The sequence below is a fragment of the Pseudomonas sp. ML2-2023-6 genome (assembly GCF_037055265.1).
GTDB lineage: Bacteria > Pseudomonadota > Gammaproteobacteria > Pseudomonadales > Pseudomonadaceae > Aquipseudomonas > Aquipseudomonas kulmbachensis.
The window spans coordinates 1,401,792-1,419,878 of the sequence record NZ_CP146347.1; the positions used below are offsets into that span (position 1 = coordinate 1,401,792).

14 protein-coding genes are annotated in these 18,087 nt (G+C 58.0%); 11 read left to right on the forward strand and 3 right to left on the reverse strand.

What is annotated here, in order from left to right:
• The first annotated feature begins 6 nt into the window (after window positions 1–6).
• The 8 genes from V6L79_RS06485 (at window position 7) to V6L79_RS06520 (ending at window position 10,661) form a co-directional block, all read left to right on the forward strand.
• Window positions 7–684, forward strand: coding sequence for a TetR/AcrR family transcriptional regulator (locus tag V6L79_RS06485; RefSeq protein WP_261740867.1), 678 nt, complete (start codon window positions 7–9; stop codon window positions 682–684).
• 96 nt (window positions 685–780) lie between these two features.
• Window positions 781–1,287: an RNA polymerase sigma factor gene (locus V6L79_RS06490; RefSeq protein ID WP_261740868.1), complete on the forward strand. Its 507-nt coding sequence runs from the start codon at window positions 781–783 to the stop codon at window positions 1,285–1,287.
• Window positions 1,288–1,373: 86 nt separating this feature from the next.
• Window positions 1,374–2,375: a FecR family protein gene (locus V6L79_RS06495; protein ID WP_261740869.1), complete on the forward strand. Its 1,002-nt coding sequence runs from the start codon at window positions 1,374–1,376 to the stop codon at window positions 2,373–2,375.
• A gap of 240 nt (window positions 2,376–2,615) precedes the next feature.
• The gene (locus V6L79_RS06500) at window positions 2,616–5,387 is read left to right on the forward strand and encodes a TonB-dependent hemoglobin/transferrin/lactoferrin family receptor (protein ID WP_321835795.1); all 2,772 of its coding nucleotides are present in this window, start codon (window positions 2,616–2,618) and stop codon (window positions 5,385–5,387) included.
• A gap of 102 nt (window positions 5,388–5,489) precedes the next feature.
• On the forward strand, window positions 5,490–6,119 hold the full coding sequence (locus V6L79_RS06505) for a heme acquisition protein HasA (RefSeq protein WP_338579961.1): 630 nt from the start codon (window positions 5,490–5,492) through the stop codon (window positions 6,117–6,119).
• 152 nt (window positions 6,120–6,271) lie between these two features.
• Window positions 6,272–8,017, forward strand: coding sequence for a type I secretion system permease/ATPase (locus tag V6L79_RS06510; RefSeq protein WP_338579962.1), 1,746 nt, complete (start codon window positions 6,272–6,274; stop codon window positions 8,015–8,017).
• A complete protein-coding gene (locus V6L79_RS06515) occupies window positions 8,014–9,342 on the forward strand; it encodes an HlyD family type I secretion periplasmic adaptor subunit (RefSeq protein WP_338579963.1) in 1,329 nt (442 codons plus the stop codon). The genes V6L79_RS06510 and V6L79_RS06515 overlap by 4 nt, the downstream gene beginning before the upstream one ends.
• A gap of 29 nt (window positions 9,343–9,371) precedes the next feature.
• Window positions 9,372–10,661: a TolC family outer membrane protein gene (locus tag V6L79_RS06520; protein ID WP_405046642.1), complete on the forward strand. Its 1,290-nt coding sequence runs from the start codon at window positions 9,372–9,374 to the stop codon at window positions 10,659–10,661.
• Window positions 10,662–10,775: 114 nt separating this feature from the next.
• Here V6L79_RS06520 and trmA read toward each other — a convergent pair whose 3' ends face one another.
• Both trmA and V6L79_RS06530 read right to left on the reverse strand, forming a co-directional pair.
• Window positions 10,776–11,864 carry a tRNA (uridine(54)-C5)-methyltransferase TrmA gene (gene trmA / locus V6L79_RS06525; RefSeq protein WP_338579965.1) on the reverse strand — a complete coding sequence of 363 codons (1,089 nt, stop codon included), beginning with the start codon at window positions 11,862–11,864 and terminating at the stop codon, window positions 10,776–10,778.
• Window positions 11,861–13,156 (reverse strand): NCS2 family permease, encoded by a 1,296-nt coding sequence (locus tag V6L79_RS06530; RefSeq protein ID WP_261740876.1) that lies wholly within the window; start codon window positions 13,154–13,156, stop codon window positions 11,861–11,863. The genes trmA and V6L79_RS06530 overlap by 4 nt, the downstream gene beginning before the upstream one ends.
• Before the next feature lie 210 nt (window positions 13,157–13,366).
• Here V6L79_RS06530 and V6L79_RS06535 point away from each other — a divergent pair, with 210 nt between their 5' ends.
• Complete coding sequence (locus V6L79_RS06535; RefSeq protein WP_338579966.1) at window positions 13,367–13,804, forward strand: DUF4879 domain-containing protein; 438 nt, start codon at window positions 13,367–13,369, stop codon at window positions 13,802–13,804.
• Window positions 13,805–13,978: 174 nt separating this feature from the next.
• Here V6L79_RS06535 and V6L79_RS06540 read toward each other — a convergent pair whose 3' ends face one another.
• The gene (locus V6L79_RS06540) at window positions 13,979–15,202 is read right to left on the reverse strand and encodes an MFS transporter (protein WP_261740878.1); all 1,224 of its coding nucleotides are present in this window, start codon (window positions 15,200–15,202) and stop codon (window positions 13,979–13,981) included.
• Between the two features lie 402 nt (window positions 15,203–15,604).
• Here V6L79_RS06540 and V6L79_RS06545 point away from each other — a divergent pair, with 402 nt between their 5' ends.
• Window positions 15,605–17,044 carry a cytochrome ubiquinol oxidase subunit I gene (locus V6L79_RS06545; RefSeq protein ID WP_261740879.1) on the forward strand — a complete coding sequence of 480 codons (1,440 nt, stop codon included), beginning with the start codon at window positions 15,605–15,607 and terminating at the stop codon, window positions 17,042–17,044.
• 3 nt (window positions 17,045–17,047) lie between these two features.
• Window positions 17,048–18,055 (forward strand): cytochrome d ubiquinol oxidase subunit II, encoded by a 1,008-nt coding sequence (gene cydB, locus V6L79_RS06550; RefSeq protein ID WP_261740880.1) that lies wholly within the window; start codon window positions 17,048–17,050, stop codon window positions 18,053–18,055.
• The last annotated feature ends 32 nt before the right edge of the window (window positions 18,056–18,087 follow it).

Sequence of the window (18,087 nt, forward strand, 5' to 3'; positions counted from 1 at the left end):
GCCTTTATGACCAAGACCCAAGAAGTCGACACCGGCGCCACGGCACCGGTAGTCGAACCGCGTAAAAGCCGTAAGAACAACCCTGAGAAGACGCGCGAAAACATCCTGCAAGAAGCAATCGTCGAGTTTGTCGAACAAGGCCTGGCGGGTGCGCGCGTGGACGCTATTGCAGAGCGTACCAAGACCTCAAAGCGCATGATTTATTACTACTTCACCAGTAAGGAACAGCTCTACGTCGAGGTGCTGGAGAAACTGTACGGTGAAATTCGCAGCATCGAAGGTCGCTTGAATCTGGATCAGCTTGAACCGGTAGAAGCGATTCGGCGGCTGGTGGAGTTCACCTTCGATCACCACGATATGAACGCGGATTTTGTGCGCATCGTCAGCATCGAAAATATCCACAAAGGTGAATACATCAAGCGCTCGGAAGGGATCAAGGACATGAACGACACCATTGTGCAGGCGCTTGAAAGCATCCTGCAGCGTGGCGTTGAACAGAAGGTATTCCGTGTTGGGCTGAACCCGCTGGATGTTCACTTGCTCGTCAGTTCGTTCTGTTTTTATCGCGTGTCGAATCGGTACACGCTCGGCGAGATTTTCCAGATCGACTTGTCTGATGCGCAAATCAAGCAGCGCCAACGTGAGATGATTTGCGACTCAGTACTGCGTTATCTGCAGGCTTGATCCTAAGGTTATGCCTTGGGAATTAATATCAATTGAAAATCATTCTCGACAAAAAGTAAGATAGCGACCCCTTTCCTTCATGCTCAGGGAGTCGGTTTGTCGGATATGGACCTCAAAGGCTTGTTCCTCAAGCATGCCAGTACCCTGCGTGGGTATCTGGCGCGCAAGGTACGGGACCCTCAACTGGCAGCGGATCTGGTGCAGGAAAGTTTTCTGCGCATGGCAGAGCGTGGGCGCAAGGAGCGAATCGACAACTCCCCCGGTTATCTCTATCGCATTGCTGGCAACTTGCTGGTCGATCACATTCGCCAGGAAACCCGGCGCAAGACCGACACGGTAACCCACGAAGCGCTGGCCGAAATCGAAGACGAAATGGCAGGCCTGGAGGCCCAGGCAATGGCAGAACAACAGCGCATGGCGCTAAAACAGGCATTGTCCGAATTGCCGGAACGCACCCAGGAAATCTTCCGCCTCAACCGCATCGAGGGCATGACCCATGCTCAAGTCGCGCGTCACCTAGAAATTTCCGACAGTTCAGTGCAAAAACATCTGTCGAAAGCTTTGGCCTACGTCATGCAGCGCCTACAAGAGCCTGAGAAATAACCTCCACATTTGTCGATGAATGGCTTACTGAGTTTCAGCCAACAAGACGTCACTGCTTATATATAACGAGAAATAGAGATTCACACGTGAATAGCCAAGGCCCCCAACAGCAGATGATTACTGAAGCGGCCGCCGAGTGGGCGGTGCGTCTGCACGCGGGTGCATTGAGTGAAGAGGCGCAAGCGCAACTGGAGCAGTGGCTGGCTGCCGACGAGCGCCATGCGCCTGCGCTGCGCTTTGCCGAACAGACATGGGCGGCACTGGGGGAACTGGCGCTGGAGAGCAGGCCCACCCCCCACCGCCAGCGCATGGCAGAGGCTGGGACAGTGCCGATGACTCGCCGTCGGCGCCCACTGCGTTGGGTCGGGCGTGCGGCGGTACTGTCGCTGGTGCTGGCCGTGGGCTGGGTCAGTGGCCCGACGGCGCTGTTACAGATGCAGGCCGACTACCGCACTGGCGCAGGAGAACTTCGCACGGTTCAGCTGGATGATGGCAGTTCGGTAGAACTGGACGCGGCCAGTGCAATCAGTATCGACTACGACAGCAACGAACGGCGGATCAGCCTGTTGGCGGGTTCAGCGGTGTTTGATGTAGCCCCGATGGATGACGCCGAAACCCGGCCATTTGTGGTGCAAAGCGCGGGTGGACGGACCAAGGCACTGGGCACTCAATTCGTGGTGGGCCGGGAAGACCGAGACCAGGCCTGGGTCGGTGTATTGCAGCATAGCGTTGCGGTCAGCCTGCAAAGCCAGCCGGCGCAAGGCTCGGCGCAGCAAATCCTGGAAGAAGGCCAAAGCGCCCGCTACAGCGCAAAAGGTGGAGTACAGAAACTGCCTGGATTTGACCTGAGCGCGGCGACGAGCTGGCGCCGCGGCGTGCTGATCTTTGACCGCCAGCCGTTGGCGCAGGTGATTGAGCAGCTCAACCGCTATCGTCCCGGCCAGATCGTATTGGCCAACCGGGCCTTGGCCAGTCGACAGGTCAGCGGCGTATTCCGCCTGGAGATGCTCGACAGCGCACTGCAAACCCTGACCCAGGAGCTGCACGTAAAACGCGTCGAACTGGCGGGCGTCAGCCTGATTTACTGACTTTGCGCTGACCCTGTAGCCGCTGCCGAAGGCTGCGATGGCTGCGCAGCGGCCCTGCTGTTTTGGCCCTTATCGCAGCTTGCGGCAGCGGCTACAAACGTAAGATGGGGCCTCCTTTCGTATTGAATAAATACTTTTTGAAAACTAATCGCAAAAACCTTTACTGACTTTCTCCCGGTAACACGTCTTGCTATTGAGATTCATTCGCAAAGCAGCTCGTGCAACCTGGGGATAATAAAAATGATCGGTAGTCAGCGCAAAGGGGTGCGGTCCGCAAGTCGGTTAGCCTTTGCTGTTCATGTCGGGATTGTTGCCGTGTTGGCGGCGCAAACGCCGGTGCATGCTGCGCCAAAAGCCAGCAGTGCGGTGCAACAGGAATTTATCGCCTTCCATATTGCGGCGCAGCCGCTGGACAAGGCGGTACTGATCTTCGCCGAACAGGCAGGCCTGCAAGTGCTGTTCGACAGCCAGGTGCTACGCGGCCTGCAGGCACAGGCACTGAACGGAGACTTCGGCGTCCAGGAAGGCCTGGCCCGCTTGCTGGGCAACAACCCGGTGGAATACCGCTTCACCGGCGAACGCCAGGTCACCCTGACCCGCGTCAGCGGAGAACACGCAGGCGCGCTGGCGCTGGGCACTACCTCCGTGACTGCCAGCGAAGGCAACAGTGGGGATTGGGTGTACCAGACCCCCGAAGCGGTGTCCGTTATCACCCGCGAGCAAATCAACAAGCGCGCCCCTCGTCACACAGCCGACATGCTGGAAGAAACCCCAGGCGTTTACACGGCAGTAGACCAGCGTGACCCCGGCTTGTCCGTCAACATCCGCGGCCTTCAGGACTATGGTCGGGTCAACATGAACGTTGACGGCATGCGCCAGAACTTCAACGTCAATGGTCACCAGCATCGCAACGGTGTGATGCTGATCGATCCGGAAATGATCTCGAGCATCGAAATCGATAAAGGCACCCAATCCGGTATGGGCGGCGCGGCAGTGCTGGGTGGTATTGCCACTTTTAAAACCCTTGAAGCCAGTGAGTTTTTGAAGGATGGCAAAGAGTTCGGCGGGCGTGTCCGCGCCGGCACTGGCATCGGTGAACTGGGTAACGGCACATACTTCAACGGTGGCGGGGTGTTCGCCTTCGGTAATGAGATTGGCGATGCCTTGTTTGCGTACAGCGAACGACATTTCGGCAACTACCGCAGCGGTCGGCAAAACGCCGACAACCTTGGGGATGAGATCCGCGTCAAACAAACCCGCCGCGAAGCCTGGAACAACTGGCTGAACAATGAGGTGGGTGATGCGGGCAGTGTGACGCGCTCGCAGATGGTCAAGTTCGGCCTCAACTTGCCCAATGATCAGCGTGTGCAACTGAACTACCTGAACACCGACAGCGACAGCAACGACTCATGGACTTACGCGATCAACAACGAGACGGACTATGAGTACAGACGGCACAGTAAAAATAACCTTGGCACCGCCAACTATGGGCTCGATTACAGCTACAACCCGGACAGCGAACTGATCGACTTCAAGAGCAAAGTGTATTTCGTCAGTACGGAACTGGTGCGTTCCAATGCTGGGCATCTAACGAGCGAAGTACGGAATAACTACGATCCTTACAAAGATTTTTTCCGCACGGATACCTGGGGCATTCAAGGCGAGAACACCTCGCGCTTCAACTTCGATGCCTACGGTTTGTTGACCTGGAATTATGGCCTGGAGATGTACCAGGACACCTTCAAGCCCAAGAGCAATAAAGTTGCGGCCTTGAGTGAAGTGGTCAAGCCTTATGTTGAGGGGGCCGACCCTTCTGGCAAACGTACCATGGCCAGCCTGTTCAGCAATCTGGAATACGATTACAACGGCTGGCTGACCCTTAATGGCGGCTTGCGGTATGACCGTTATCGTCTTGAAGGCAAGACAGGCATGACGCTCTTCCGTAGACAAATCATTCGTTATGAGAATGGTGTGCCAGTGGTGAATTCGGACCCTGCAAAGCGCGTCGAAGATACGTATGACCTGGATGAAGAAAGCGGCAAGTTTTCACCCACGTTCGGTATTGCGATCAAACCCGGCGTTGACTGGCTTCAGTTGTATGCACGTTGGGGCAAAGGTTGGCGGCCACCGGCGGTGACCGAAGTATTGATGACGGGGCGGCCCCATGGCGGCAATGCCCCTGAACGGGTGTTCCCAAACCCCTTCCTCAAGGCAGAGGAATCCAGAGAGTGGGAAGTGGGCTTTAATATATTTAAAGAATCGTTGTTTTTTAACAATGATCGGCTGGGCATGAAGATCTCCTACTTTGATAACCGAATCAAAAACTTCACGTTTATGCAGTACGGTATCGCGCTTCCTGAAGCACAAAATAATTTTGGTGATCTGGCATACGTTAATAATTTGAATGACACACGCTTCAGGGGGGTTGAGTACCAGCTCAACTATGATATGGGGCGTGTGTATACTAACTTGAGTTACACCCATATGATTGGTACTAACGATTTTTGCGCAAATGATCACTATCTTGGAGGCGCCAAAAAAAGTGGTAAGAGGTTTAAAGATTATTTGGAGCGCTATGTAAGACCTGATGGGACAATGGGTTTTAGAAAGGTGAGAGAGAGTGAGTATCTGGATAATAATGAAATGAACAACTACGTCGCATGCGGCGGCATCATGGGCAGCGCGGCGCATATGCCTGCAGACCGGGGATCTTTAACGGTTGGTGCGCGTTTCCTGGAACGACGGTTGGATACGGGTATTCGTTTACGCTATAGCCGCGGAAACGGCGCCGATATGAATGCGCATAATTACTACGATATTGAACAAGCTACCTGGCCTAAATACAGTGTGTATGATCTGTATGCAAGTTATTGGCCCACTAATGATGTGAACCTTACATTAGTGCTGGAGAACGCCACTGATGAGGCATATTTCGTTGCCATGGGCGATGCCAATAACTTGAGTTTGGCTCGGGGTCGCACCTTAAGCGGGATGCTCGAATACAAATTTTAAACAACAGCGAGTTTTCGTTGTTAACGGATTTTGCTCGTATTGAGCAAAAGCACGCAGTCGTGTGCAGGTTGTCACTAAATCTATCAATGGAAGAAAGTAAACATGACTATCTCAGTAACTTATAATTCTCTGTACGGCGATATTTCGGTTAAAGATGTGTTGAGCGAATGGTCGACCGGTTTCCGCACTGCTGATCATGGCACCGCGAATACCGGTGGTTTCAACACCGGCGGCCGTGCAATGACAGGCGAGCAGTATGCAACTCAGGGGGCCAATGGTTCGAACTACGCCTTTGTGGCTGAGAGCAACACGGATAATGGTTTGAACTACGTGTTTAATCCGAAACTGTCTGCGGGCGACAACATGAACCACTTCCTGTGGGGCAGTCTGGATAACGTGCAGTTGGGTGAAGTACTTGGCGGTGGTAAGGGCAGCGACTTTACACTGGACGACTACACCGTCAGCTTCAACGGCCTCGACCTGTCTGCCGCCAGCGATGCTGGCCGTGCTGGCAACGCTGTTCAGGACGTGATCTACGGCCTGATGAAAGGCGACGTGTCGGGTCTGGAAGGTGTGCTTAACAACCTGCTGAGCGGCTTCGGCCTGAGCACCGATTCGACCTTCGACCAGTTGGCGGCTGCCGGCCTGGCTCACCCCGATGCACCGCTGGCTGCTGATATCAGCCTGGTAGGTGTGCAGGAGCTGGTTCAAGACTGGGCACTGGCGGCGTAATACTCGCCTGCTTCAGTGAACACCACCAATCCTGTGGGAGCCGGGCTTGCCCGCGATTGCATCGACACGGTCTGACAGAAGCACCGCGTCGTTTGCATCGCAGGCAAGCCAGCTCCCACAGGGTACTCGGTTCACTTCTTCGGAATCTGTCCATGACCCGGCCCAAAGCCAACGAGATGCTGGCTGCCTTGACGGCCTACAAACGTGCTTTTTTCAATATTGGCTTGTTCTCGGCCGTGATCAATTTACTGATGCTGGCCCCGGCGTTGTACATGCTGCAGGTGTACGACCGGGTGTTGGCCTCGGGCAATCAAATGACCCTGTTGATGCTGACGCTGATGATCCTCGGCCTCTTTGGCCTGATGGGCGCGTTGGAATGGGTGCGTAGCCAGGTGGTGATCCGCCTCGGCACGCAGATGGATATGCGCTTGAACCAGCGTGTCTACGACGCTGCCTTCGAGGCGCAATTACGTACCGGAAGCCCTGCGGCGGGGCAGGCGTTGAATGACCTGACCAGCCTGCGCCAGTTCGCCACCGGCAATGCGCTGTTCGCGTTTTTCGATGCGCCATGGTTTCCGGTGTATCTGTTTGTGATTTTTATGTTCAGCCCCTGGCTGGGGCTGCTGGCTCTGGGTGGGGCGGTGCTGTTGATGATTCTGGCGTGGGTCAATCAGCGCGTTTCGCAAGCGCCGCTTAAAGCCGCCAGCGAGTTGTCGGTGGAGGCCACCCAGCAAGCCAGTGCGCATTTGCGCAATGCCGAGGCCATCGAAGCCATGGGCATGCTCGACACGTTGCGCGGGCGCTGGTTGGCGCAGCACACAGCATTTTTGGCGCAGCAAAATCTTGCCAGTGAAAAAACCGCCACCGTCAGCGCCTGGTCAAAAGGCGTGCGCCTGGCTTTGCAATCGTTGGTGCTTGGGCTCGGCGCCTTGCTGGCGGTACAAGGGCAAATTACGGCCGGGATGATGATTGCCGGCTCCATCCTGATGGGCCGGGTGCTGGGCCCAATCGACCAACTGATCGGTGTATGGAAGCAATGGACTTCGGCACGGCTGGCTTACCAACGCCTCGAAGCCATGTTGCACGCCTATCCGCCGCGCCCGCAGCGTATGGTATTGCCCGCACCGAAGGGCGAGTTGTCGGTTGAGCAACTGAGCGCCAGCGCACCCGGCACCCGTCGCGCTACCTTGGCCAATCTGAGTTTCACCTTGCCTGCGGGGCAAGTGCTGGGCGTGATTGGACCGTCCGGTTGCGGTAAATCAACCCTGGCCCGTTTGCTGATCGGCGTGTGGCAGCCGTTGGCGGGCAAGGTGCGTTTGGACGGTGCGCAGCTGTCGCAGTGGGACAAACACCAGCTCGGCCCGCATCTGGGCTATTTGCCCCAGGACATTCAGCTGTTCGCCGGGACCATCGCACAAAACATCGCACGCTTTGCCGAGGTGGATGCCGACAAGGTGCTGGCCGCCGCGCAACTGGCGGGCGTGCATCAGTTGATCCTGCAATTGCCCGAGGGCTACGACACTCGCCTCGGTGAAGGCGGAGCGGGGTTGTCCGGCGGGCAGAAGCAGCGCATCGGCCTGGCCCGTGCGCTGTACGGCTTGCCGGCGGTGATCGTGCTCGACGAACCCAACTCCAACCTCGATGAAGCCGGTGAGCAGGCCTTGTTGCAGGCGATTGCCCAGCTCAAACAGCACAAGCGAACCCTGATTTTGATTACCCACAAACCCAATGTGCTGACCCTGACCGACCAGCTTTTGATCCTGCGCGATGGCCAGCTGCAAGCCTTTGGCCCGACCGCCAAGGTGCTCGGTGCTCCCACGGCGTCCAAGCCTGCAGCGCCGAAACCGGCAATGAATGTGAGCTATCGGCTCGGAACGGCAGAGGCGAGCAAGGTATGAAGCAGTCAAACGCCAAGGCCCTTGGCGACAGCAATGTGCTGCAACTGGATGACACTCGCTATTCGCGCTTGGGTTGGCTGCTGATGCTCGGCGGCTTTCTCGGGTTTCTTGGCTGGGCCGCATTGGCGCCGTTGGACAAGGGCGTCGCGGTGTCGGGCAAGGTGATGGTTTCGGGCCATCGCAAGGTAGTGCAGCACCCCAGCGGCGGGATTGTTGAACGTATTGATGTGCGTGACGGCGACAAAGTCGTCGCAGGCCAGGTGCTGATTCGACTGAAGGAAACCCCGTTGTTGGGGCAAGCCCAGTCGTTGCGCAGCCAGTTCTATGGATCGCTCGCCAGTGAGGCGCGGCTTGATGCCGAGGGTGATGGCGCCAGCCGCGTTAACTTCCCTGCCGAGCTGACGGCATTGGCGGCCGCCCCGGAAGTGGCTTCCAACCTCGCCTTGCAACAGCAACTGTTCGATAGTCGGCGTAGGGCCTTGCTGCTGGACCAGCAGGGTATCGACGAAAGCATTGCAGGCGCCGAGGCGCAGTTGCGCGGGGTGCGTGACTCTCAGGCCAGCAAGGTGCTGCAACGCACGGCCCTGACCGAACAGTTGCAAGGCCTGCGTGAGCTGGCCCGCGAAGGCTATATCCCGCGTAACCGGCTGCTGGACAGCGAGCGGGTGTACGCCCAGGTGCTGGGTTCGATCAGCGAGGACTACGGCCGCATCGGTCAGTTACAGCGACAAGTGTTGGAGATGCGTTTGAAGATTCGGCAACTGGCCGAGGAGTATCAAAAGGAAGTCCGCACCCAACTGGCCGACACCCGCGTACGTACCGAGGATTTGCGCAATCGACTGGCCTCGGCCGAGTTTGAATTGGCCAACAGCCAGTTGCGTGCCCCGGTGGCGGGGATTGTGGTGGGGCTGGATGTGTTTACCGAAGGCGGGGTGATCAAGCCCGGTCAGGCGCTGATGGAGATCGTGCCCCAGGGCGAGCCACTGCTGGTCGAGGCGCGGGTACCGGTTGAGCTGGCCGACAAGGTTCACCCCGGCTTGCCGGTCGAGCTGATGTTCTCGGCATTTAGCCAGAGCACCACGCCTCGGGTGGCGGGTGAGGTGACGCTGGTGTCGGCGGACCGTCAGGTCGATGAACGCACCGACGAGCCTTATTACACGTTGCGTGCGCAAGTCAGCGAAGCCGGTATGGCGCAACTGGCCGGGTTGCAGATCCGCCCCGGCATGCCGGTGGAGGCGTTCGTGCGCACAGGCGAACGCTCGATGCTCAATTACCTGTTCAAGCCACTGCTTGACCGTACCCATATGGCGTTGGTGGAAGAATGATCGTGCGCCAGATTTTATGCGGGCTGTTCATGCTGTGTACGGGGCCGGCGCAGGCATTGGGCTTGCTTGAAGCCTACGACTTGGCGATCCGCAACGACCCGACCTTTCAGGCGGCGATTGAAGAGCGGGCGGCCGGGGAGGAGAACCGTGCACTGGGCCGCTCGGCGTTATTGCCGACTTTGTCGTGGAACTACAACAACTCGCGCAACGAGTCCGAAGTCACCCAGGCCAGTACCCGTACCGACCGCGATTACCGCAGCTATGCAGCAACTTTGACCTTGCAGCAGCCACTGTTGGACTACGAAGCCTATGCTCGTTTCCGACAAGGTGCAGCGCAGGCGTTGTTCTCCGATGAGCGTTTTCGTAGCAAAAGCCAGTATCTGGCGGTGCGTCTGCTCAGTGCCTACAGCCAGGCATTGCTGGCACAGGAGCGGATCGAGCTGAGCCGTGCGCAAAAGCGTGCCTTTGCCGAGCGTTTGCAGCTTAACCAGCGGTTGTTGAAAGGCGGCGAGGGCACCCGCACCGATGTGCTGGAAACCCAGGCGCGCCTGAGCATGGCGGTGGCTGAGGAGATCGAGGCGCAAGACAATCAGGACGCCGCCTTGCGTGAGTTGGAGGCAATGCTTGGCGAACCCTTGCAAATAGAACAGCTTGATCCCTTGTCGCCGCGTTTTGTAATCCTGCCCCTGGAACCGCAGCGTTTTGAAAGCTGGCGCGAACTGGCGTTGGCCAATAACCCGGAGCTGGCCTCGCAGCACCATGGGTTGACCTCGGCCGAGTACGAAGTGGAGCGCAAGCGCGCCGGGCATTTGCCCAAGCTCAGTTTGTATGCGAGCAGCCGTCAGACCAGTTCCGATTCGGAGAGTACCTACAACCAGAAGTACGACACCAACAGCGTCGGTATTCAGCTCACGGTGCCGTTGTTTGCGGGCGGCTCGGTGTCGGCATCGACCCGGCAGGCGGCACGGCAACTGTCCCAGGCCCAGTTTGAGCTGGACGCACAAACGGCAACCACGCTGGTAGACCTGCGCAAACAGTACAACCTCAACAGCAGCGCGGCGGCCAAGGTGCGGGCTTATGAAATGGCGGTGGAGTCCGCCAGTGCCCTGGTGCAGGCGACGCAGAAAAGCGTGAGCGCAGGTGAGCGGGTCAATTTGGATGTGCTGGACGCCAAACAGCAGTTGTTCAGTGCCAAGCGGGATTTGGCTGAGGCGCGCTATGCGTATTTGCTGGCGCGGGTGCAACTCAAGTATTACGCGGGCTTGTTGAGCGAAGGGGATTTACGGCAGGTGGCGGGGTATTTTCAGGAACTTCTGTAGCCGCTGCCGCAGGCTGCGATGGACTGCGAAGCAGTCCCGGGCTCTGGAACCTTGAAGGTCCTTCGGCCCTTATCGCAGCGCTGCGGCAGTGGCTACAAAAATGATGCGAGCGGCTTACCGACGAACCAGCAAAACACCCGATTCCATATGGTGAGTCCACGGGAACTGGTCAAATACCGCGCAACGCTCAATCCGGTGCGTATCGTGCAGTTGGGCGATGTTCTCGGCCAATGTCGTGGGGTTACACGAGATATACAGGATATTGTCGAAGCGACGGGTCAGCTCGCAGGTGTCCGGGTCCATCCCCGCACGCGGCGGGTCGACGAAGACGCTGCCGAACTCGTAGCTTTTCAGGTCAATGCCTTGCAAGCGACGAAACGGACGCACTTCGTTCAGGGCTTCGGTCAGTTCCTCGGCCGACAGGCGCACCAGCGTGACGTTATCCACAGCGTTGTCGCGCAGGTTGTTCAGTGCCGCATACACCGAGGTCTTGCTGATTTCGGTGGCCAGTACTTTACGCACGCGAGTAGCCAGCGGCAGGGTGAAGTTGCCGTTGCCGCAATACAGCTCCAGCAAGTCATCCGATCGCTCGCCCAACGCGTCATATGCCCAATTGAGCATCTTCTGGTTGACCGTGCCGTTTGGCTGAGTGAACGCGCCTTCAGGCTGTTGATACGTGAAGGTGCGCCCCGCGACTTCGAGCTTTTCGACCACATGATCGCGGCCAATCACTACGCGCTTGCCCTTGGAGCGGCCTATTACGCTGATATCCAGGTCTTTGGCTAACTGCTCGGCAGCGTTTTGCCAATGCTCGTCCAGTGGGCGGTGATAGCACAAAGTGACCATCGCATCGCCTGCCAGAGTGGTCTGGAACTCGACCTGGAACAGCTTGTGGCTCAAGGCTGAGCTGGCTTGCCAAGCGGCTTTGAGCTGAGGCATCAGTTGATTGATGCGCAGGCTGGCAATCGGGAAATTTTCGATCAGGATCGGCGTGCGCTTTTCATCCTGGGCGAACATGGCGTAGTGACGCTCACCCCCTTCGCGCCACAGGCGGAACTCGGCCCGCAGGCGAAAGTGCTTCAGAGGCGAATCGAATACCTGCGGCTCAGGCGCATCGAACGGCGCCAGCAGCTCGCGCAGACGATTGGCCTTGGCCTCTAGCTCAACGGCGTAGGTAGCAGAATCAAACGGCAAAGCACTCATGCTGGATACCAACCTAGCTTGACCACAAACAGAACCGACAGAATGATCAGCGGTGCATTCAGCTCGCGGGCACGGCCCGACAGCAGTTTGATCACGGTCCAGGAAATAAAGCCGAAGGCGATGCCGTTGGCGATGGAGTAGGTGAACGGCATCGCCAGTGCGGTGATCACCACTGGTGCGGCAACGGTGACGTCGTCCCATTCGATTTCTGCCAGGCCGCTCATCATCAGTACGGCTACGAACATCAGCGCGGGCGCGGTGGCGAAGGCTGGAATGCTGGCGGCCAATGGCGAGAAGAACAACGCCAGCAGGAACATGATGCCGACTACGATGGCGGTCAGGCCGGTACGGCCACCGGCGCTCACGCCAGCTGCCGACTCGATGTAGCTGGTGGTGGTCGAGGTGCCCAGCAGCGAACCAGCCATGGCCGCGGTGCTGTCAGCGATCAGGGCGCGGCCCATTTTTGGCATGTGGCCGTCTTTGCCCATCAGGCCAGCGCGCTTGGCGACGCCGATCAGGGTGCCGGAGTTGTCGAACAGGTCAACGAACAGGAAGGCGAAGATCACGCTGATCAGGCCGATGTCCAGGGCACCTCTGATGTCCAGCTGCAGGAAGGTCGGGGCCAGGGATGGCGGCATCGACATCACGCCACCGAACTCGGTCACGCCCAATGCAATCGAAGCAATGGTCACGGCCAGGATGCCGATCAGCACTGCGCCACGGACTTTCATCGCCTCAAGGGCGACGATCAGGGCAAAGCCCAGGGATGCCAGGATCACTTTTGGCTGCGCCAGATCACCCATGCCTACCAGCGTTGCCTTGTTGGCAACCACGATGCCGGCGTTGCCCAGGGCGATCAACGCCAGGAACAGGCCGATACCGGCGGCAATGGCCGAACGTAGAGGCAGCGGGATGCTGTTGATGATCCATTCGCGGATGCGAAAGATCGACAGCAGGAAGAACAGCACCGCCGAGATAAACACCGCGCCCAGCGCGACCTGCCAGGTATGGCCCATATGCAGGACCACGGTGTAGGTGAAGAAGGCGTTCAGGCCCATACCCGGTGCCAGGGCAATCGGGTAGTTGGCGATGATGCCCATGGTCGCCGAGCCAATGGCCGCGGCCAGACAGGTGGCAACAAATACGGCACCTTTGTCCATGCCCGTCTCACCGAGGATGCTCGGGTTCACAAACAGGATGTAGGCCATCGCCAGGAAGGTGGTGATACCCGCAAGAATCTCGGTACGCACGTTGGTGTTGTGTGCTTTTAGTTGAAACAGCCTTTCCAGCATGCCAGTCCCCGTGGCGCCAAATGCGCCGTGATTAAATCGTTTTCAACAGCAAAGCACAGACGCGGACCGTCTGAGGTTTTTCTGTCTGTCGGAAAAAGCCGCGCATCATACCAGCAGCTCGTAGATATGGCTGCTTTGGTTACCCTGCGGGGCCATGTTTTATAACCTTGATGTGGCAGGCATACTGCGTGCCAGCTTTCGGAGGGATTTATGAAGCGCACCATCCAACCTGTTTTCGCGTGTTTCGGCTTCTTTATAAGTGCCGCCGTCAGCGCTGCGCCGGCAATGCCCTTGAGCACCGTCGAGATTCTCAAGGTGGCGTCTGTTTCCTGCGCTGTAGAGGATGTGTCGGATGGCCGCGAGCAGACCCGTTGTGACCATAACGGTCCTGCTATCAAGGTCTATGTGCTGGAGCGCGGTTACGGTGGTCAGCCCAATGTGACGTTGGATGGCGAGGAAGTGGACGGTGTACGTGCCCCGGTCTGCAACCAGGGCGAGGGATTGGTGGCCTGTAACGGGGCGGGCACCACGGTGGGGCACTTGTATACCTTCGACCTGGGTAACAAGGACGGCGGTTGGTTTGAATTCAGTAACGCCTCGCTGGTGCCGCCGCACAACCGGTTGGATGTGCGGCTTTATATAAAGTAAGGCTGCAGATACCTGTAGCAGCTGCCGAGGAACGAAGGCTGCGTTCGGCGGCGAAGCCGTCGTAAACCTGTGCACTCAATAACCCTGACACACCGAGACCCTTGATTTGCGACGACTACGTCGTCGAACGCAGCCTTCGTTCCTCGGCAGCTGCTACGAGTATTGGTAAGGGAATCATGGCTTTTCTTCCACCATCCGGTCCCGATTGGCCAAGCCAGGGAACAGTTTTATCCACAGCCCGGTGACGACCAGCGTACCGATCCCGCCCAGTACCACGGCGGGAACGGTGCCCAGCCAGTGGGCAGTGGCCCCGGATTCGAACTCCCCCAGTTGATTGGACGCGCCGATAAACAGGCCGTTGACCGCACTGACCCGGCCACGCATCTCATCCGGTGTTTCCAGCTGCACAAACGAGGCGCGGATCACCATGCTGATCATGTCGGCCGCGCCGAGTACCACCAGCACCGCCAGCGAAAACCAGAACGAGGTCGATAGGCCGAATGCAATGGTCGCGACCCCGAATACCCCCACGGCCGTAAACATCACCCGCCCGACCTTGCGTTCAACCGGGAACCTGGCCAGCCACAGCGACATCATCAAGGCCCCGACCGCCGGTGCCGAGCGCAACATGCCCAGCCCCCACGGGCCAGTCAGCAGAATGTCCTTGGCAAACACCGGCAGCAACGCCGTGGCTCCGCCCAGCAGGACTGCAAACAGATCCAGGGAGATGGCACCGAGCACATCCGGGCGGCTGCGAATAAAGCGAATACCCGCCAGCAACGAATCCAGCGTGGCCTTGGCTTTGTTCAGTGGCAGTTGGCGCGCAGGCAGGTTGCTCATCAGTACTGCGGCAATCAGATACAGCGCCACGCTCGGGCCATACACCCAGACACTGCCAAATGCATACAGCAAACCGCCAAACGCCGGCGCGACAATGGTGGCGGACTGCTGTGCTGCCTGTGCCGCAGCCACTGCGCGCGGGAACAGTTCAACCGGTACGATTGAGGGCAGCAGGGCCTGGGTGGCAGGCATTTCAAAGGAGCGAGCAGCACCCAGCAAAAAAGCCAGGATAAAGATCATCTCCCGGGTGATGTGATCGTTCGCACTGCTGATGGCCAGTGTCAGGGCGATCATCGCCTGTAGCGACTGGCACAGCGCGGCCACCTTGCGCCGGTCATAGCGATCGGCCACATGCCCGGTGTGCAGCATAAACAGCAAGCGCGGGGCGAACTCGATCAAGCCCACCCAGCCCAGATCCATCACATTGCCGGTGAGCTGGTAGAGATTCCAGCCAATGGCCACGGTGAGCATTTGAAATGCGCTGGCGGTAAAGATGCGGGCAAACCAGAAGGCCACAAATGGCCGGTGATGGCGTAGCTGGAGGGGCTGGCTGGTCATTTGAAGGATCGTGGCCGAGAGCAGGGGAGGTCGAGATTATCATTGTTTTGTAACAATTAATGACTCGAAATATCACAAAGTCCCGACTCGGCCAGGGCTCGCGAAAATCTGCTTTTCGCGATTCCTTATGGTTCTTGCAACGGTCTATATCAAGCCCTGAGGCATCGTGTCACGCGACAACAAACCACATTAGCCGTGTGTCAGGAATGGACTACTCTTTCATCCATGCTTGATCCAGATCAAAGCCCTTCGGGTTTTATCTGAGTGGCCAGCCGGCCAAAAACCTTTGCGTTGTGGTTTAACGAGCGAGCGGCGATTCGCGGTGGCCATGGCTGCGGGGTAGTTGGACTCAGGCGCGATGCCTGTGTCCTCAACGACCTGATACCTGATAGAGGAAGACTTATGTTCGGTTTGGAGGCTCTCGATCTCGCCCGAATTCAGTTCGCGTTTACCGTGTCGTTCCACATTCTTTTTCCCGCCATTACCATCGGTCTCGCCAGTTATCTCATGGTGCTCGAAGGCATGTGGCTGAAAACCCGTGACGACACCTACCGCGATCTGTACCACTTTTGGTCGAAGATTTTCGCCGTCAACTTTGGGATGGGCGTGGTGTCGGGTCTGGTCATGGCCTATCAGTTCGGTACCAACTGGTCGCGGTTCTCGGACTTCGCCGGTGCTGTTACCGGGCCACTGCTGACCTATGAAGTACTCACCGCATTCTTCCTTGAAGCAGGTTTTCTGGGGGTCATGCTGTTTGGCTGGAATCGCGTGGGTCGCGGGATGCACTTCTTCTCGACCGCGATGGTAGCGCTGGGAACTCTGGTTTCGACCTTCTGGATCCTGGCCTCCAACAGCTGGATGCAAACCCCGCAAGGCTTCGAGATCATTGATGGGCGGGTGATCCCGGTGGACTGGCTGGCAGTCATCTTCAACCCCTCGTTCCCTTACCGCTTGGCGCACATGGCCACGGCTGCGTTTGTAGCTACGGCGTTTTTTGTCGGGGCTTCTGCTGCCTGGCATCTGTTGCGCGGTCGCAACACGCCGGCCATTCGCCGTATGTTTTCGATGGCAATGTGGATGGCCCTGGTGGTTGCGCCGGTGCAGGCACTGATCGGTGACGCCCACGGCTTGAACACGCTTGAGTATCAGCCGGTCAAAATCGCCGCGATTGAAGGGCACTGGGAAAACAAACCCGGTGAGCCGACGCCGCTGATTTTGTTCGGCATCCCCAACATGAAAACCGAGACCACGGACTACAAGATCGAGGTGCCGTACCTGGGCAGCCTGATCCTGACCCACAGTCTGGACAAGCAAATCCCGGCGATGAAGGACTACCCGGCAGCGGACCGTCCTAACTCGACCATTGTGTTCTTTACCTTCCGCATCATGGTTGCGCTGGGCATGCTGATGATCTTTATCGGCCTGTGGAGCGTGTGGTTGCGCAAACGCGGCACCCTGTACGAGAACCGCTGGTTCCTGCGCCTGGTGCTGTGGATGGGGCCATCGGGTCTGATCGCGATTCTGGCAGGTTGGTTTACAACCGAGATTGGCCGTCAGCCGTGGGTGGTTTACGGGTTGATGCGCACTGCTGATGCCTCGTCCAATCACAGTGTCACGCAAATGAGCATCACGCTGGTGATGTTTGTAGTGGTGTACTTCTCGCTGTTCGGTGTGGGTCTGGGCTACATGATGCGTCTGGTGCGCAAGGGCCCGATCACTCACGAAGGCGATGACGACACCCACGGTGGCCCAGGCCAGCAACGCACGCCTGCCCGTCCTCTGTCTGCGGCCCATGAGGGTACAGATGAAGGCCACAGCGACAGCCTGACTAAGGGGAATTGAGTCATGGGTATTGATCTGCCACTTATCTGGGCAATCATCATCATCTTCGGGATCATGATGTATGTGGTCATGGATGGCTTCGATCTCGGGATCGGCATCCTCTTCCCCTTTATCAAGGGCGAGAGTGACCGCGATGTGATGATGAACACGGTCGCCCCTGTCTGGGACGGTAACGAAACCTGGCTGGTACTGGGCGGTGCGGCATTGTTTGGTGCCTTCCCGCTGGCCTATTCGGTGGTGTTGTCGGCGCTGTACCTGCCGTTGATGCTGATGCTGATGGGCTTGATCTTCCGCGGCGTGGCTTTTGAGTTCCGCTTCAAGGCCCGCCCGGAAAAACGCCATATCTGGGACAAGTCATTTATTGGCGGCTCGCTCGTGGCCACTTTCTTTCAGGGCGTGGCGCTGGGGGCCTTTATTGATGGCATCCCGGTGGTCAACCGCCAGTATGCCGGGGGCGGACTGGACTGGCTGTCGCCGTTCACCGTGTTCTGCGGGATCGCGCTGATCGTGGCCTATGCATTGCTCGGCTGCACCTGGCTGATCATGAAAACCGAAGGCCAATTGCAGGAGCGCATGCACAAACTGGGGCGCCCATTGGCGCTGGCAGTATTGGTGCTGATGGGCATCGTGAGCCTGTGGACCCCGCTGGCACACTCGGAGATTGCAGCGCGCTGGTTTACCCTGCCGAACCTGTTCTGGTTCTTGCCGGTGCCGATCCTGGTGTTGGTAACGATGTATGGCCTGATCAAGGCGATAGCGCGCAAAGCACACTACACGCCGTTCCTGCTGACCCTGGTGTTGATCTTCCTGGGTTACAGCGGCTTGGGCATCAGCCTGTGGCCGAACATCATCCCGCCTTCGATCTCGATCTGGGACGCGGCCGCACCGCCGCAAAGTCAGGGCTTTATGCTGGTGGGCACCTTGTTCATCATCCCGTTCATTCTCGGTTACACCTTCTGGAGCTACTACGTGTTCCGCGGCAAGGTGACCCACGAAGACGGTTATCACTAGCACCGCCGCTGTGGCCTGAGGGCCACAGCCTT

Coding starts and splice junctions, on each gene's coding strand:
- cydB (WP_261740880.1), top strand. CDS start 17,048: ATGGGTATTGATCTGCCACTTATCTGGGCAATCATCATCATCTTCGGG.
- trmA (WP_338579965.1), bottom strand. CDS start 11,864: ATGAGTGCTTTGCCGTTTGATTCTGCTACCTACGCCGTTGAGCTAGAG.
- V6L79_RS06530 (WP_261740876.1), bottom strand. CDS start 13,156: ATGCTGGAAAGGCTGTTTCAACTAAAAGCACACAACACCAACGTGCGT.
- V6L79_RS06535 (WP_338579966.1), top strand. CDS start 13,367: ATGAAGCGCACCATCCAACCTGTTTTCGCGTGTTTCGGCTTCTTTATA.
- V6L79_RS06510 (WP_338579962.1), top strand. CDS start 6,272: ATGACCCGGCCCAAAGCCAACGAGATGCTGGCTGCCTTGACGGCCTAC.
- V6L79_RS06485 (WP_261740867.1), top strand. CDS start 7: ATGACCAAGACCCAAGAAGTCGACACCGGCGCCACGGCACCGGTAGTC.
- V6L79_RS06505 (WP_338579961.1), top strand. CDS start 5,490: ATGACTATCTCAGTAACTTATAATTCTCTGTACGGCGATATTTCGGTT.
- V6L79_RS06500 (WP_321835795.1), top strand. CDS start 2,616: ATGATCGGTAGTCAGCGCAAAGGGGTGCGGTCCGCAAGTCGGTTAGCC.
- V6L79_RS06515 (WP_338579963.1), top strand. CDS start 8,014: ATGAAGCAGTCAAACGCCAAGGCCCTTGGCGACAGCAATGTGCTGCAA.
- V6L79_RS06540 (WP_261740878.1), bottom strand. CDS start 15,202: ATGACCAGCCAGCCCCTCCAGCTACGCCATCACCGGCCATTTGTGGCC.
- V6L79_RS06545 (WP_261740879.1), top strand. CDS start 15,605: ATGTTCGGTTTGGAGGCTCTCGATCTCGCCCGAATTCAGTTCGCGTTT.
- V6L79_RS06520 (WP_405046642.1), top strand. CDS start 9,372: ATGCTGTGTACGGGGCCGGCGCAGGCATTGGGCTTGCTTGAAGCCTAC.